The following is a 14,968-nucleotide window of genomic DNA, read 5'->3' as shown; positions in this document are numbered from 1 at the left end:
TTCATGGAAAAGACCAAGCAGACTGTGCCCTCCGTGGTGCCGCGCCATGTCGCGATCATCATGGATGGGAATAATCGCTGGGCGAAGAAACGCTTTATGCCGGGTGTTGCCGGGCATAAGGCGGGTGTCGATGCGGTGCGGGCTGTGATCGAGGTGTGTGCCGAGGCCAAGGTCGAGGTATTGACCTTGTTCGCGTTCTCCAGTGAAAACTGGCAGCGGCCCGCCGAAGAAGTCAGTGCCTTGATGGATCTGTTCTTCAAGGCGCTGCGTCGTGAGGCCAAGCGCCTGAATGACAACAACATCAGCCTGCGCATCATCGGCGACCGCTCGCGCTTCCACCCGGAACTGCAGGCGGCCATGCGTGAAGCCGAGGCGATCACTGCCGGTACTGACCGCTTTGTGCTGCAAATCGCCGCCAACTACGGTGGCCAGTGGGACATTGCCCAGGCTGCGCAGCGACTGGCCCGCGAAGTGCAGGCCGGTCACCTGCGGCCGGACGACATCACGCCTGAACTGTTACAGACCTGCCTGGTGACCGGCGACCTGCCGTTACCTGACTTGTGTATCCGTACCGGTGGTGAGCATCGCATCAGCAATTTCCTCTTATGGCAATTGGCCTATACCGAGTTGTACTTCTCCGACCTGTTCTGGCCGGACTTCAAACACGATGCCATGCGCACTGCGCTGGCCGATTTCGCTTCCCGTCAGCGTCGCTTCGGTAAAACGAGTGAGCAGATCGAAGCTGGGGCCCGGGTTTAAATGCTTAAACAACGAATCATCACCGCACTGATACTGTTGCCGATTGCCTTGTGCGGGTTTTTCCTGCTGGATGGCTCCGGCTTTGCGCTGTTTATCGGCCTGGTGGTAACCCTGGGTGCCTGGGAATGGGCGCGATTGGCAGGTTTCAACGCACAGTTGCCGCGTGTGGTGTATGCCCTTGTGGTGGCGGTGCTGCTGTTTCTGATGCACACCCTGTCGAGCATCATCGTGCCTTGGGTGTTGGGGGCGGCGGTGCTGTGGTGGGCGCTTGCGACCTACCTGGTGCTGACTTTTCCGCGCAGCAGTGGCCAGTGGTCCAGTGTCGCCAGCAAGCTGGTGATTGGCTTGCTGATTCTGTTGCCCGCCTGGCAAGGGCTGGTGGAGATCAAGAATTCGCCCATGGGTAACTGGTTGATCATGGCGGTGATGGTGCTGGTCTGGGGCGCAGATATCGGTGCCTACTTCTCTGGTCGTGCATTCGGCAAGCGCAAGCTGGCGCCGGCAGTCAGTCCGGGCAAGAGTTGGGAAGGCGTGTATGGCGGCCTGGCGTTGACGCTGGCGATCACCCTGGCGGTGGGGCTGGTGCGCGACTGGTCGGCGAAGGAAATCTTCCTGGCCCTGCTGGGCACGGCCATCGTCGTATTTATCTCGGTGGTCGGTGATCTCACAGAAAGCATGTTCAAGCGCCAGGCCGGGATCAAGGACAGCAGCAACCTGCTGCCGGGTCATGGCGGGGTGCTGGATCGTATCGATAGCCTTACCGCAGCCATCCCGATCTTTGCCGTGTTGTTGTGGATGACCGCTTCGTGAGCCGCCTGCAACAAGTGACCGTGCTGGGTGCAACCGGCTCGGTAGGGTTGAGCACCCTGGATGTGATCGCTCGTCATCCTGACCGCTATCAAGTGTTTGCCCTGACCGGGTTCACCCGCCTCAGCGAACTGCTGGCACTGTGCGTGCGCCACGTGCCGCGCTTTGCCGTGGTGCCCGGGCGTTCGGCGGCACGGAGCCTGCAGGATGATCTGCGGGCTGCCGGGCTGGCCACTCAGGTGCTGGTGGGGGAGGAGGGGTTGTGCCAGGTCTCGGCCGATGCCGAGGTGGATACGGTGGTGGCCGCTATTGTCGGTGCGGCCGGCTTGCGTCCGACCTTGGCTGCCGTGGATGCGGGCAAGAAAATCCTGCTGGCCAACAAAGAAGCGCTGGTGATGTCCGGCGCGCTCTTCATGCAGGCGGTGCGCAAGAGCGGCGCCGTATTGCTGCCCCTCGACAGTGAACACAATGCGATCTTCCAATGCATGCCCGGCGACTTTGCTCGTGGCCTGGGCCAGGTGGGTGTGCGTCGGATTCTGCTGACCGCGTCGGGTGGTCCTTTCCGGCAAACTCCTTTGGCGGAGTTGGAGCAGGTGTCTCCGGACCAGGCGTGCGCTCATCCTAACTGGTCGATGGGGCGCAAGATCTCCGTCGACTCGGCAAGCATGATGAATAAAGGCCTGGAGTTGATCGAGGCGTGCTGGTTGTTCGATGCGCGACCGGAGCAGGTCGAGGTGGTGATTCACCCGCAAAGTGTGATTCATTCGCTGGTCGACTACGTGGATGGCTCGGTATTGGCTCAATTGGGCAATCCGGATATGCGCACCCCGATCGCCAATGCCCTGGCCTGGCCGGAGCGAATCGATTCCGGCGTGGCGCCACTGGATCTGTTTGCCATTGCCCGCTTGGACTTCGAGGCGCCGGACGAGCAACGTTTTCCGTGCCTGCGTCTGGCACGTGAGGCCGCGGAGGCGGGTAACAGCGCGCCGGCGATGCTCAATGCGGCGAATGAAGTGGCCGTGGCGGCGTTTCTCGAACGGCGCATCCGCTTTCCGCAGATCGCGAGTATCATCGAGGACGTCCTGGGTCTTGAGCCCGTGGTCGCGGTGAACGACCTCGGCGCGGTATTCGAGGCGGACACCAAGGCACGCGCCTTGGCCGAACAATGGTTGAACCGCAACGCGCGTTAGTCTTGTGGGCGCGATTGAGCCCTGGGGCACTGGATTGGAATGCGGAGAAATTAGATGAGTGCGCTTTACATGATTGTCGGCACCCTGGTTGCTCTGGGTGTGCTGGTTACCTTCCACGAATTCGGCCACTTTTGGGTGGCACGTCGTTGCGGCGTCAAGGTACTGCGCTTTTCCGTCGGCTTCGGTATGCCGCTGGTTCGCTGGCATGACCGGCACGGCACCGAGTTCGTGATCGCGGCCATCCCGTTGGGTGGCTACGTCAAGATGCTCGATGAGCGTGAAGGCGAAGTGCCGGCCGATCAGTTGGACCAATCCTTCAATCGCAAGACCGTTCGTCAGCGTATCGCCATTGTTGCGGCCGGTCCGATCGCCAACTTCCTCCTGGCGATGCTGTTTTTCTGGGTCCTGGCCATGCTCGGCAGCGAGCAGGTGCGTCCTGTCATCGGCGCGGTCGAGGCGGACAGTATCGCCGCCAAGGCAGGTCTGGTCGCAGGGCAGGAAATTGTTTCCATTGATGGTGAGCCGACGACGGGTTGGGGCGCGGTCAATTTGCAACTGGTCCGTCGTTTGGGTGAGAGCGGCACTGTCAACGTCGTGGTGCGTGAGCAGGATTCCAGTGCCGAGACCCCGCGCACGTTGGCCTTGGACCATTGGCTCAAGGGCGCTGACGAGCCTGATCCGATCAAGTCCCTGGGCATCCGGCCATGGCGTCCTGCGCTGCCGCCAGTGCTTGCCGAGCTGGATCCGAAGGGGCCGGCCCAGGCCGCGGGTCTGAAAACCGGCGATCGCTTGCTGGCCCTCGATGGCCAGGCGTTGAGTGAGTGGCAGCAGGTGGTCGACCTGGTACGTGTACGCCCTGATACAAGGATTGTGCTGAAAATTGAGCGTGACGGTGCTCAAATCGACGTCCCCGTGACCCTGGCGGTACGTGGGGAAGCCAAGGCGGCCGGGGGTTACCTGGGTGCAGGCGTTAAGAGTCCGGAGTGGCCGCCCTCGATGGTGCGTGAGGTCAGTTTCGGGCCGCTGGCGGCCATTGGCGAGGGTGCAAAACGCACCTGGACCATGAGTGTGCTGACCCTCGAATCCCTCAAGAAAATGTTGTTCGGCGAGCTCTCGGTAAAAAACTTGAGTGGACCGATAACCATTGCTAAAGTGGCGGGCGCTTCTGCCCAGTCGGGTGTCGCGGATTTCCTGAATTTCCTGGCTTATCTGAGTATCAGCCTGGGTGTTCTGAATTTGCTGCCCATTCCGGTATTGGATGGGGGGCATCTGTTGTTTTATCTGGTCGAGTGGGTGCGTGGTCGCCCCTTGTCGGATCGGGTGCAGGGTTGGGGGATACAGATCGGTATCAGCTTGGTGGTCGGGGTGATGTTATTAGCCTTGGTCAACGATCTGGGTCGACTGTAACGCTTCGCTGAATTGCGAATCTGCCGCATTTTGCGGCAGTTTGTTTATTGCCAGTTGGAATAAGAAAGGACTTCATGAAACGTCTGCTGCTAACTGCGGTTCTCACCGTATTGATGATCGCCGAAGTTCACGCCGAGTCCTTCACCATCTCCGATATTCGCGTCAACGGCCTCCAGCGGGTTTCCGCGGGTAGCGTCTTTGGTGCCTTGCCGTTGAACGTCGGGGAACAGGCTGATGACCGTCGCCTGGTGGAATCCACTCGTGCGCTGTTCAAAACCGGGTTCTTTCAAGACATCCAACTGGGTCGCGAAGGTAACGTCCTGGTTATCACCGTCGTCGAGCGACCTTCCGTCGCCAGTATCGAGATCGAAGGCAACAAGGCGATCTCCACTGAAGACCTGATGAAAGGCCTGAAGCAATCCGGCCTGGCCGAGGGCGAGATCTTCCAGCGCGCCACCCTTGAAGGTGTGCGTAACGAACTGCAGCGCCAGTACGTTGCCCAGGGTCGCTACTCCGCGACCGTGGAAACGGAAGTCGTGCCGCAGCCTCGTAACCGTGTCGGCCTCAAGGTCAACATCAACGAAGGTACCGTGGCGGCCATTCAGCACATCAACGTGGTGGGCAACACCAAGTTCGCTGATGAAGACCTGATCGACCTGTTCGAGCTCAAGACCACCAACTGGTTGTCGTTCTTCAAGAACGATGACAAGTACGCCCGCGAAAAACTCTCCGGTGACCTGGAACGCCTGCGCTCCTACTACCTGGACCGTGGCTATATCAACATGGATATCGCTTCGACCCAGGTGTCCATCACCCCGGACAAGAAACACGTCTACATCACTGTCAACGTCAACGAAGGCGAGAAGTACAAGGTTCGTGACGTGAAGCTCAGCGGCGACTTGAAAGTGCCTGAAGACCAGGTCAAGGCCCTGTTGCTGGTGCAGAAAGACCAGGTGTTCTCGCGCAAGCTGATGACCACCACGTCCGAACTGATCACCCGTCGCCTGGGTAACGAAGGCTATACCTTCGCCAACGTCAACGGCGTGCCTACCCCCCACGATGAAGACCACACCGTGGACATCACCTTTGTCGTCGATCCAGGCAAGCGTGCCTACGTGAACCGCATCAACTTCCGTGGCAACACCAAGTCTGCGGACGAAGTGCTGCGCCGCGAAATGCGCCAGATGGAAGGTGGCTGGGCATCGACTTACCTGATCGACCAGTCCAAGACCCGTCTTGAACGCCTGGGCTTCTTCAAGGAAGTGAACGTCGAAACGCCAGCCGTACCGGGTGTGGATGACCAGGTTGACGTGAACTACGCCGTGGAAGAGCAAGCGTCGGGTTCGATCACCGCCAGTGTCGGTTTCGCACAGAGTGCCGGCCTGATCCTCGGTGGTTCCATCACCCAGAACAACTTCCTGGGTACCGGTAACAAGGTGTCCATCGGCCTGACCCGAAGCGAATACCAGAGCCGTTATAACTTCGGTTATGTCGACCCCTACTGGACCGCGGACGGTGTCAGCCTGGGCTACAACGCCTTCTATCGCACCACCGACTACAAAGACCTTGACGTCGACGTAGCCAGCTATGCAATCGACAGCCTGGGCGTAGGCGCCAACATCGGTTACCCGATCAGCGAGACTTCGCGCCTGACCTTCGGCCTGACTGCGCAACAGGATGAGATCAAGACCGGTGTGTACACCGTGGACGAGATCTTCGACTTCACTCGCAAGGAGGGCGACAAGTTCCTGAACTTCAAGGCGTCCGCCGGCTGGTCCGAGTCGACCCTGAACAAAGGCGTGCTTGCTACCCGTGGTCACTCCCAGAGCCTGACGCTGGAAGCAACGACGCCGGGCAGCGACCTGTCGTTCTTCAAGCTCGATTACCGTGGCCAGTTGTTCCAGCCGTTGAGCGATAACTACACCATGCGCCTGCACACCGAGTTGGGCTATGGCGACGGTTATGGTTCCACCAATGGGCTGCCGTTCTACGAGAACTACTACGCGGGTGGCTTCAACTCCGTGCGGGGCTTCAAGGACAGCACCCTGGGTCCACGTGGTACTCCGAGCCGTGGCGTTGGTGTGACCGGTAACCAGGGCACCGTCGCTGACTCCGACAACGACCCGCTGCCATTCGGTGGTAACGTGTTGATTCAGGGTGGTGCGGAAATCCTGTTCCCGCTGCCGTTCGTCAAAGATCAGCGGTCCCTGCGTACTTCGGTCTTCTGGGATGTGGGTAACGTATTCGACTCCAAGTGCGAACAGATCACCAACCCAAGCGGCGTGAAGTCACGGACTGAGTGCAACGACGTGAGCCTCAGCAACCTGGCGAGCTCGGTGGGTGTCGGTGTGACCTGGGTGACTGCGCTTGGCCCGTTGAGCTTTGCTCTGGCCATGCCGATCAAGAAACCGGATAACGCTGAAACCCAGATTTTCCAATTCTCCCTCGGCCAGACGTTCTAAGCGTCTGACCCAAGATAACGACAACGGATTCTGTAGGAGTACATCGTGCGTAAGTTGACTCAATTGGTTCTGCTGGCCACCGTGCTGGTAGCCACCCCGGCCTTCGCCGAAATGAAAATCGCCGTCCTGAACTATCAGATGGCCCTGCTGGAATCCGATGCGGCCAAGAAATACGCCGTGGATGCCGAGAAAAAATTCGGTCCGCAACTGACCAAGCTCAAGACGTTGGAAAGCAGCGCCAAGGGTATCCAGGACCGTCTGGTAGCGGGTGGCGACAAGATGCAGCAAGGCGAGCGCGAGCGTCTGGAGCTTGAGTTCAAGCAAAAGGCCCGTGACTACCAGTTCCAATCCAAGGAACTCAACGAAGCCAAAGCTGTTGCCGACCGTGAAATGCTGAAACAGCTGAAGCCGAAACTCGACAGCGCCGTGGAAGAAGTCATCAAGAAAGGTGCCTTTGACCTGGTGTTCGAGCGTGGCGCAGTGATTGACGTCAAGCCTCAATACGACATCACCCGTCAGGTGATCGAGCGCATGAACCAGCTGAAGTAAGCCATGACCGCGACTATCAAGCTCGGCGAGTTGGCCGAGTTCCTGGGAGCCACCTTGCGTGGTTCCCCGGAGAAGGAAATCACTGGGCTAGCCACCTTGCAGGAGGCTGGCCCAGCTCAGTTGAGCTTCCTCGCAAACCCCCAATACCGTAAATACCTGGTCGACTGCCAGGCCGCAGCCGTGTTGCTGAAGGCCGCTGACGCCGAGGGTTACGCCGGGGATGCCCTGGTAGTGGCTGACCCCTACCTGTCGTACGCGAAGGCGTCGCATCTTTTCGACCCGAAGCCCAAGGCTGCGGGTGGTGTTCATCCGTCTGCGGTTATCGCCGATGATGCCCAGGTTGACCCTGCGGCCAGCATCGGTGCGTTTGCGGTGATCGAGAGCGGTGCACGCATCGCGGCCGGTGTAACGGTCGGTGCGCATTGCTTTATCGGTGCTCGCTGTGTAATCGGCGCCGACGGTTGGCTGGCACCTCGCGTGACCCTGTACCACGACGTGCGTATCGGTGAACGTGTGGTCATTCAGTCGGGTGCCGTGATTGGCGGTGAAGGTTTTGGCTTTGCCAACTCGAAAGGCGTCTGGCACAAGATTGCCCAGGTCGGCGGCGTATTGATCGGCGACGACGTGGAAATCGGTGTCAACACGGCGGTCGATCGCGGGGCCCTGGCCGATACCGTGATCGGTAACGGCGTGAAGCTCGACAACCAGATCCAGATCGCCCACAACGTGCAGATTGGCGATCACACCGCCATGGCCGCCTGTGTAGGCATTTCCGGCAGCACCAAAATCGGCAAGCATTGCATGCTCGCCGGTGGCGTCGGGCTGGTGGGGCATATCGATATTTGCGACAACGTTTTCATCACCGGCATGACCATGGTCACCCACTCGATTACCGAACCGGGGGCCTACTCATCTGGTACCGCCATGCAGCCCGCAGCTGAATGGCGCAAGAGCGCAGCACGTTTGAGGCAGCTCGACGACATGGCTCGACGTCTCAAACAGCTGGAAAAGCGTGTTGGGGACGTGACCCCTGGCGGTAATGCTTCATCAGAAGGCTGATACCATTTCCATATCAAGTGTGCACAGCCGCTAGACTGCCTCCTTGATTTGCTAGCGGGGCGTGCGTTTAGTCGCCCGCCCCCAATCTTTATTACAGGCTTCCCCCCGAAATGATGGACATCAACGAGATTCGCGAATACCTGCCCCACCGTTACCCGTTCCTGCTGGTGGACCGTGTAGTGGACCTCAATGTTGAGGAAAAGCGCATTCGTGCCTACAAGAATGTCAGCATCAACGAACCGTTCTTCAACGGTCACTTTCCCGCGCATCCCATCATGCCGGGCGTATTGATCATCGAAGCAATGGCCCAGGCTGCCGGTATCCTTGGTTTCAAAATGCTCGACCTCAAGCCTGCCGACGGCACGCTTTACTATTTCGTCGGCTCCGACAAGTTGCGCTTTCGCAACCCGGTTACCCCGGGTGACCAGTTGATCCTGGAAGCCAAGTTCATCAGCTGCAAGCGCCAGATCTGGAAGTTCGAATGCCAGGCCTCGGTAGATGGCAAGCCGGTGTGCTCTGCCGAGATCATCTGTGCGGAACGCAAACTATGAGTTTGATTGACCCTCGCGCAATCATCGATCCGTCGGCCGTACTGGCCGCCGACGTTGAGGTCGGCCCCTGGTCGATCATCGGCGCAGGTGTGGAAATCGGCGAGGGGACTGTCATCGGGCCGCACGTGATCCTCAAGGGTCCGACCCGCATTGGCAAACATAACCGCATCTACCAGTTTTCCTCGGTAGGCGAAGACACCCCGGACATGAAGTACAAGGGTGAAGAAACCCGCCTGGTAATCGGTGATCACAACATCATCCGTGAAGGCGTGACCATTCACCGTGGCACCGTGCAGGATCGTGCCGAGACCACGCTGGGTGATCACAACCTGGTCATGGCCTATGCCCATATCGGTCATGACAGCGTGATCGGCAACCACTGCATACTGGTCAACAACACCGCGTTGGCTGGCCATGTACACGTTGACGATTGGGCGATCCTGTCCGGTTTTACCCTGGTGCATCAGTATTGCCATATCGGCGCCCACAGCTTTTCCGGCATGGGCACCGCCATCGGCAAGGACGTTCCGGCGTTCGTCACGGTGTTCGGCAACCCGGCCGAAGCCCGCAGCATGAACTTCGAAGGCATGCGCCGTCGTGGCTTCAGCGAAGAGGCGATTCACGCCCTGCGCCGTGCCTACAAGGTGGTCTACCGTCAGGGGCTGACGGTAGACCAGGCGTTGATCCAACTGGCCGAGCCGGCAGCCTTGTTTCCGGAAGTCGCGGTGTTCCGTGACTCGATCCAGGCGTCGACCCGCGGCATCACTCGCTGATCATGGCTACTCTGCGTATCGCGCTGGTGGCCGGAGAAGCTTCCGGCGACATTTTGGGCGCAGGTCTGATGCGGGCACTCAAGGCCCGGCACCCTGCGGTGGAGTTTATCGGCGTCGGCGGGCCGCTGATGCAGGCCGAAGGCCTCACGTCGTACTTCCCCATGGAGCGTCTGTCGGTCATGGGTCTGGTCGAAGTGCTGGGTCGCCTGCGTGAGCTCCTGGCTCGTCGCAAGCTGCTGATCCAGACGCTGATCGAAGAAAAGCCCGACGTGTTTATCGGCATCGATGCGCCGGACTTCACCCTCAATATCGAACTCAAGTTGCGTCAGGCCGGAATCAAGACCGTGCACTACGTCAGCCCGTCCGTGTGGGCGTGGCGGCAGAAACGTGTGTTGAAGATCCGCGAAGGCTGCGACCTGATGCTGACCCTGTTGCCGTTCGAGGCCAGGTTCTACGAGGAGAAGGGCGTGCCGGTAAGGTTTGTCGGGCATACCCTGGCTGACAGCATTCCTTTGCAGGCTGATCGTGCAGCCGCGCGTGCCGAACTGGGCCTGCCCGACGGCCCGCTCGTCGCGCTGATGCCGGGCAGTCGAGGCGGCGAAGTGGGCCGTCTTGCCAGCGTGTTTTTCGAGGCTGCCGAGCGCCTGCAAGCCTTGAAGCCCGGCGTACGTTTTGTGTTGCCCTGCGCCAGCCCGCAACGGCGTGCACAAATCGAGACGCTGCTGGTCGGTCGCAATCTGCCATTGACCCTGCTCGACGGCCAGTCGCACCTGGCCCTGGCGGCCTGTGATGCGGTGCTGATCGCTTCGGGTACCGCGACCTTGGAGGCCTTGCTCTACAAGCGCCCGATGGTCGTGGCCTATCGCCTGGCGCCGCTGACCTTCTGGATTCTCAAGCGCATGGTCAAAAGTCCTTACATCTCCTTGCCCAACTTGCTGGCCCAGCGCTTGTTGGTGCCGGAATTATTGCAGGACGATGCAACCCCCGAAGCCCTCGCGCAAACCCTATTGCCCTTGATCGACGGCGGCGAAGAACAGACCCGTGGTTTTGACGACATCCACCGCACCCTGCGCCGTGATGCATCGAACCAGGCGGCCGACGCCGTATTGACCCTGATCGGCCAAAAACAGGACGCTTTATGAGCACGCAAATAGGCCTGGATTTCAGCCTCGTTGCCCAAACCCACGAACTGGTGGCTGGCGTTGATGAAGTGGGGCGCGGCCCGCTGTGTGGCGCGGTGGTGACGGCGGCCGTGATCCTGGATCCGAACCGTCCGATCCTGGGCCTCAACGACTCGAAAAAACTTACCGAAGCGCGTCGTGAAAAACTCTACGACGAAATCTGTGAAAAGGCCCTGAGCTGGCATATCGCCCGGGCCGAAGTCGAAGAAATCGACGAATTGAACATCCTGCACGCCACGATGCTGGCCATGCAGCGTGCCGTTGAAGGCCTGCATATCACTCCAAAACTGGCGATGATCGACGGCAACCGTTGCCCGAAGCTGGCGATGCCGGCTGAGGCGGTGGTCAAGGGTGATAGCAAGGTTCCAGCCATTGCCGCCGCGTCGATCCTGGCCAAGGTCAGCCGAGACCGTGAAATGGCTGCCTTCGAATTGATTTACCCCGGCTACGGCATCGGGGGCCATAAAGGCTATCCGACGCCCGTTCATCTGGAAGCCCTGGCCCGTCTCGGCCCAACGCCGATCCATCGGCGCTCGTTTGCCCCGGTGCGCCAGGCTTATGAGCTGCGCGAGAACCTCAGCGAGGTTTAGTCGCAAGGCTGATGTTTTTGCCAAGGCCCGGTACAATCCCGGGCCTTGTTGTTTCTAAGTTTCTGGACAGGATCACTATGCCGGCTTCATTCGTTCACCTGCGCCTGCACACTGAATACTCCCTGGTCGACGGCCTTGTACGGATCAAACCGCTGGTCAAGACCCTGGTGGGCATGAACATGCCTGCGGTCGCGGTTACCGATCAGAACAACATGTGCTCCCTGGTCAAGTTCTACAAGAACGCCATGGGCGCCGGCATCAAGCCGATCTGCGGCGCTGACCTGTGGCTGTCCAACAAAGATCCGGATAACCCCCTGAGCCGCATCAGCCTGCTGGCGATGAATGGCGTGGGTTATCGCAACCTCACCGAATTGATTTCCCGTGGCTTTATCGACGGCCAGCGCAACGGCTCGATCATCATCGAGCGCGAATGGGTCGCCGAGGCCAGCGAAGGCCTGATCATGCTGTCGGCCGCCAAAGAAGGCGAGATCGGTATCGCACTGCTGGGCGGCAACCCCCATGAAGCCGAAGTGCTGGCGAGGGAGTGGATGCAGGTCTTCCCCGACCGTTTCTACCTGGAAGTCCAGCGCACCAACCGTCCCAACGATGAAGAGCATCTGCACGCCGCCGTAGCCCTGGCCGACAAGCTGGGCGCACCCTTGGTGGCGACCAACGATGTGCGCTTTATCAAGAAGGAAGATTTCGAGGCCCACGAAACCCGCGTGTGCATCGGCGAAGGCCGGGCCCTGGATGACCCGCGCCGCTCCAAGAACTACAGCGAAGAGCAGTACCTCAAGAGCGCGGACGAAATGGCCGAGCTGTTCAGCGACCTGCCCGAGGCCCTGGAAAACTCCGTCGAGATTGCCAAGCGCTGCAATATCGAAGTGAAGCTGGGCAAGCACTTTTTGCCCAACTTCCCGATTCCCGATGGCATGACCATCGACGAGTATTTCCGCAAGGTGTCGTTTGATGGTCTGGAGGAGCGGCTTTCCGTCCTGCTGCCCAGGGACACCACCGAAGATTACGAGGCCAAGCGCCAGGTCTATGTCGATCGGCTGAATTTCGAGCTGGATATCATCATCCAGATGGGATTCCCCGGTTACTTCCTGATCGTTATGGACTTTATCCAGTGGGCCAAGAGCAACGGCGTGCCGGTAGGCCCGGGCCGGGGGTCGGGTGCCGGCTCGCTGGTCGCCTATGTACAGAAGATCACCGACCTCGACCCCCTGGAATATGACCTGCTGTTCGAACGGTTCCTGAACCCGGAACGGGTCTCCATGCCCGACTTCGACGTCGACTTCTGCATGGACGGTCGCGACCGTGTGATCGAATACGTGGCCGAGAAATACGGCCGCAACGCCGTGAGCCAGATCATCACCTTCGGTTCCATGGCGGCCAAGGCGGTTATCCGGGACGTAGCGCGGGTGCAGGGCAAGTCCTACGGCCTGGCGGACCGCCTGTCGAAGATGATCCCGTTCGAAGTCGGCATGACCCTGGAAAAAGCCTACGAGCAGGAAGAGATCCTGCGTGACTTCATCAAGGTCGATGAAGAAGCCGCCGAAATCTGGGAGATGGCGCGCAAGCTCGAAGGCGTGGTGCGTAACGTCGGTAAACACGCTGGTGGTGTGGTCATTGCGCCGACCAAGCTCACCGACTTTTCGCCGATCTATTGCGACGAAGAAGGCGACGGCCTGGTTACCCAGTTCGACAAGGATGACGTGGAGGCGGCCGGCCTGGTGAAGTTCGACTTCCTCGGCCTGCGCACCCTGACGATCATCGACTGGGCACTCAAGACCATCAACCGCGACCGCGCTAAGGTCAATGAAGAACCGCTGGATATCGCCTTCATCCCGCTGGATGACAAGCCGACCTACACCTTGCTGCAAAAAGCCGAAACCACGGCGGTGTTCCAGCTTGAGTCCCGCGGCATGAAAGAGCTGATCAAAAAGCTCAAGCCCGACTGCCTGGAAGACTTGATCGCACTGGTGGCCCTGTTCCGTCCGGGCCCGCTGCAATCGGGCATGGTGGATGACTTCATCAACCGTAAGCACGGTCGTGCCGAGCTGGCGTACCCGCACTCCGACTACCAGTACGAAGGCCTCAAGCCGGTATTGGCGCCGACCTACGGCATCATCCTGTACCAGGAACAGGTGATGCAGATCGCCCAGGTGATGGCCGGCTACACCCTCGGTGGCGCGGACATGCTGCGGCGTGCGATGGGTAAGAAAAAGCCCGAGGAAATGGCCAAGCAACGCGGCGGCTTCATTGAGGGTTGCGCCACCAACAATATCGATGCCGACCTGGCCGGTAACATTTTCGACCTGGTGGAAAAATTCGCCGGTTATGGCTTCAACAAATCCCACTCCGCCGCCTACGGCCTGGTGTCGTACCAGACCGCCTGGCTGAAAGCCCACTACCCGGCGCCGTTCATGGCTGCGGTACTCTCGGCGGATATGCACAACACCGACAAGGTCGTGACCTTGATCGAAGAAGTGCGCACCATGAAGCTGCGCCTCGACGCGCCGGACGTGAACGCCTCGGAGTTCAAGTTCACGGTGAACGATGAAGGTCGCATCATCTATGGCCTGGGCGCGATCAAGGGCGTGGGCGAAGGCCCGGTGGAAGCCATCACCGAAGCGCGCCAGGACGGGCCGTTCAAGGATCTGTTCGACTTCTGCGCACGGGTCGACCTCAAGCGCATCAACAAACGTACCCTCGATGGCCTCATCCGCAGCGGCGCGCTCGACCGTCTCGGCCCGTATTTCCACGATGAGCCGAAGGCGTATCAGGCGAATATCGATCGCAATCGCGCGGTGCTGCTCACCGCCATGGAAGAAGCGATCAAGGCCGCCGAACAGACCGCCCGCACCCACGACAGCGGCCACGCCGACCTGTTTGGCGGGTTGTTCGTCGAAGAAGATGCGGACGTGTATGCCAACCACCGCAAAGCCAAGGAGCTGACCCTCAAGGAACGCCTCAAGGGTGAGAAAGACACCTTGGGCCTGTACCTCACCGGTCACCCGATTGACGAATATGAAGGCGAGATCCGTCGTTTCGCCCGTCAACGCATCATCGACCTGAAACCGGCGCGGGATACCCAGACCGTCGCCGGCATGATCATCGCCCTGCGGGTGATGAAAAACAAAAAGGGCGACAAGATGGGCTTTATCACCCTCGACGACCGCTCGGGCCGGATCGAGGCGTCGCTGTTTGCCGACGCCTTTCATTCCGCGCAGTCGCTGCTGCAGACCGACGCCATGGTGGTGGTGGAAGGGGAGGTCAGCAACGATGACTTCTCCGGCGGCTTGCGCCTGCGGATCAAGCGGGTGATGAGCATGGAAGATGCGCGCACCAACCTGGCCGAAAGCCTGCGCCTGAAGGTGAAGACCGAAGCCCTCAAAGGCGATCAGCTACGCTGGTTGGGTGACCTGCTCAAGCGCCATCGTGGCGCCTGCCCGGTGACCATGGAGTACACCGGCAACGACGCCAAGGCGATGTTGCAGTTTGGCGAGACGTGGCGAATTGATCCCGCTGATGGCTTGATTCAAGCTTTGCGTGACCAGTTCGGTCGTGACAACGTCTTCCTCCAATACCGTTGACGGTCAGGACGCCTGACCTCGGCTGAACATTTAATCTCGAC

The 14,968-nt window shown here is 59.8% G+C and carries 12 protein-coding genes; all 12 read left to right on the top strand.

The window, feature by feature from the left end; translation table 11 throughout:
* The first annotated feature begins 3 nt into the window (after positions 1-3).
* A complete protein-coding gene (gene uppS, locus AC07OT_RS03920) occupies positions 4-759 on the top strand; it encodes a polyprenyl diphosphate synthase (protein WP_027604478.1) in 756 nt (251 codons plus the stop codon).
* Positions 760-1,569, top strand: coding sequence for a phosphatidate cytidylyltransferase (locus tag AC07OT_RS03915; protein WP_065938772.1), 810 nt, complete (start codon positions 760-762; stop codon positions 1,567-1,569).
* The gene (gene ispC / locus AC07OT_RS03910; protein WP_065938773.1) at positions 1,566-2,756 is read left to right on the top strand and encodes a 1-deoxy-D-xylulose-5-phosphate reductoisomerase; all 1,191 of its coding nucleotides are present in this window, start codon (positions 1,566-1,568) and stop codon (positions 2,754-2,756) included. Before AC07OT_RS03915 ends, ispC begins: the two co-directional genes overlap by 4 nt.
* A gap of 54 nt (positions 2,757-2,810) precedes the next feature.
* Positions 2,811-4,163: a sigma E protease regulator RseP gene (gene rseP, locus AC07OT_RS03905; RefSeq protein WP_108573951.1), complete on the top strand. Its 1,353-nt coding sequence runs from the start codon at positions 2,811-2,813 to the stop codon at positions 4,161-4,163.
* A gap of 74 nt (positions 4,164-4,237) precedes the next feature.
* Entirely contained in the window at positions 4,238-6,625 is a 2,388-nt protein-coding gene (gene bamA, locus AC07OT_RS03900; protein WP_053137245.1) for an outer membrane protein assembly factor BamA, read from the top strand.
* A gap of 45 nt (positions 6,626-6,670) precedes the next feature.
* Positions 6,671-7,174 (top strand): OmpH/Skp family outer membrane protein, encoded by a 504-nt coding sequence (locus AC07OT_RS03895; protein ID WP_003219314.1) that lies wholly within the window; start codon positions 6,671-6,673, stop codon positions 7,172-7,174.
* A 3-nt stretch (positions 7,175-7,177) separates the two neighbouring features.
* Positions 7,178-8,233 carry a UDP-3-O-(3-hydroxymyristoyl)glucosamine N-acyltransferase gene (gene lpxD, locus AC07OT_RS03890; protein ID WP_115485763.1) on the top strand — a complete coding sequence of 352 codons (1,056 nt, stop codon included), beginning with the start codon at positions 7,178-7,180 and terminating at the stop codon, positions 8,231-8,233.
* A 110-nt stretch (positions 8,234-8,343) separates the two neighbouring features.
* Positions 8,344-8,784 (top strand): 3-hydroxyacyl-ACP dehydratase FabZ, encoded by a 441-nt coding sequence (fabZ, locus tag AC07OT_RS03885; RefSeq protein ID WP_003172281.1) that lies wholly within the window; start codon positions 8,344-8,346, stop codon positions 8,782-8,784.
* Positions 8,781-9,557, top strand: coding sequence for an acyl-ACP--UDP-N-acetylglucosamine O-acyltransferase (lpxA, locus tag AC07OT_RS03880; protein WP_027604472.1), 777 nt, complete (start codon positions 8,781-8,783; stop codon positions 9,555-9,557). The genes fabZ and lpxA overlap by 4 nt, the downstream gene beginning before the upstream one ends.
* 2 nt (positions 9,558-9,559) lie before the next feature.
* Positions 9,560-10,699, top strand: a complete 1,140-nt coding sequence (lpxB, locus tag AC07OT_RS03875; RefSeq protein WP_495107536.1) for a lipid-A-disaccharide synthase — start codon at positions 9,560-9,562, stop codon at positions 10,697-10,699.
* Positions 10,696-11,328 carry a ribonuclease HII gene (gene rnhB / locus AC07OT_RS03870; protein ID WP_027604470.1) on the top strand — a complete coding sequence of 211 codons (633 nt, stop codon included), beginning with the start codon at positions 10,696-10,698 and terminating at the stop codon, positions 11,326-11,328. The genes lpxB and rnhB overlap by 4 nt, the downstream gene beginning before the upstream one ends.
* 77 nt (positions 11,329-11,405) lie before the next feature.
* Positions 11,406-14,927, top strand: coding sequence for a DNA polymerase III subunit alpha (gene dnaE, locus AC07OT_RS03865; protein ID WP_495107535.1), 3,522 nt, complete (start codon positions 11,406-11,408; stop codon positions 14,925-14,927).
* Positions 14,928-14,968 lie beyond the last annotated feature (41 nt).

Source organism: Pseudomonas sp. GW821-FHT09C10 (assembly GCF_059418085.1).
Note: the sequence above shows the minus strand (reverse complement) of the source record. Positions and strands in the feature narration are given on the sequence as shown.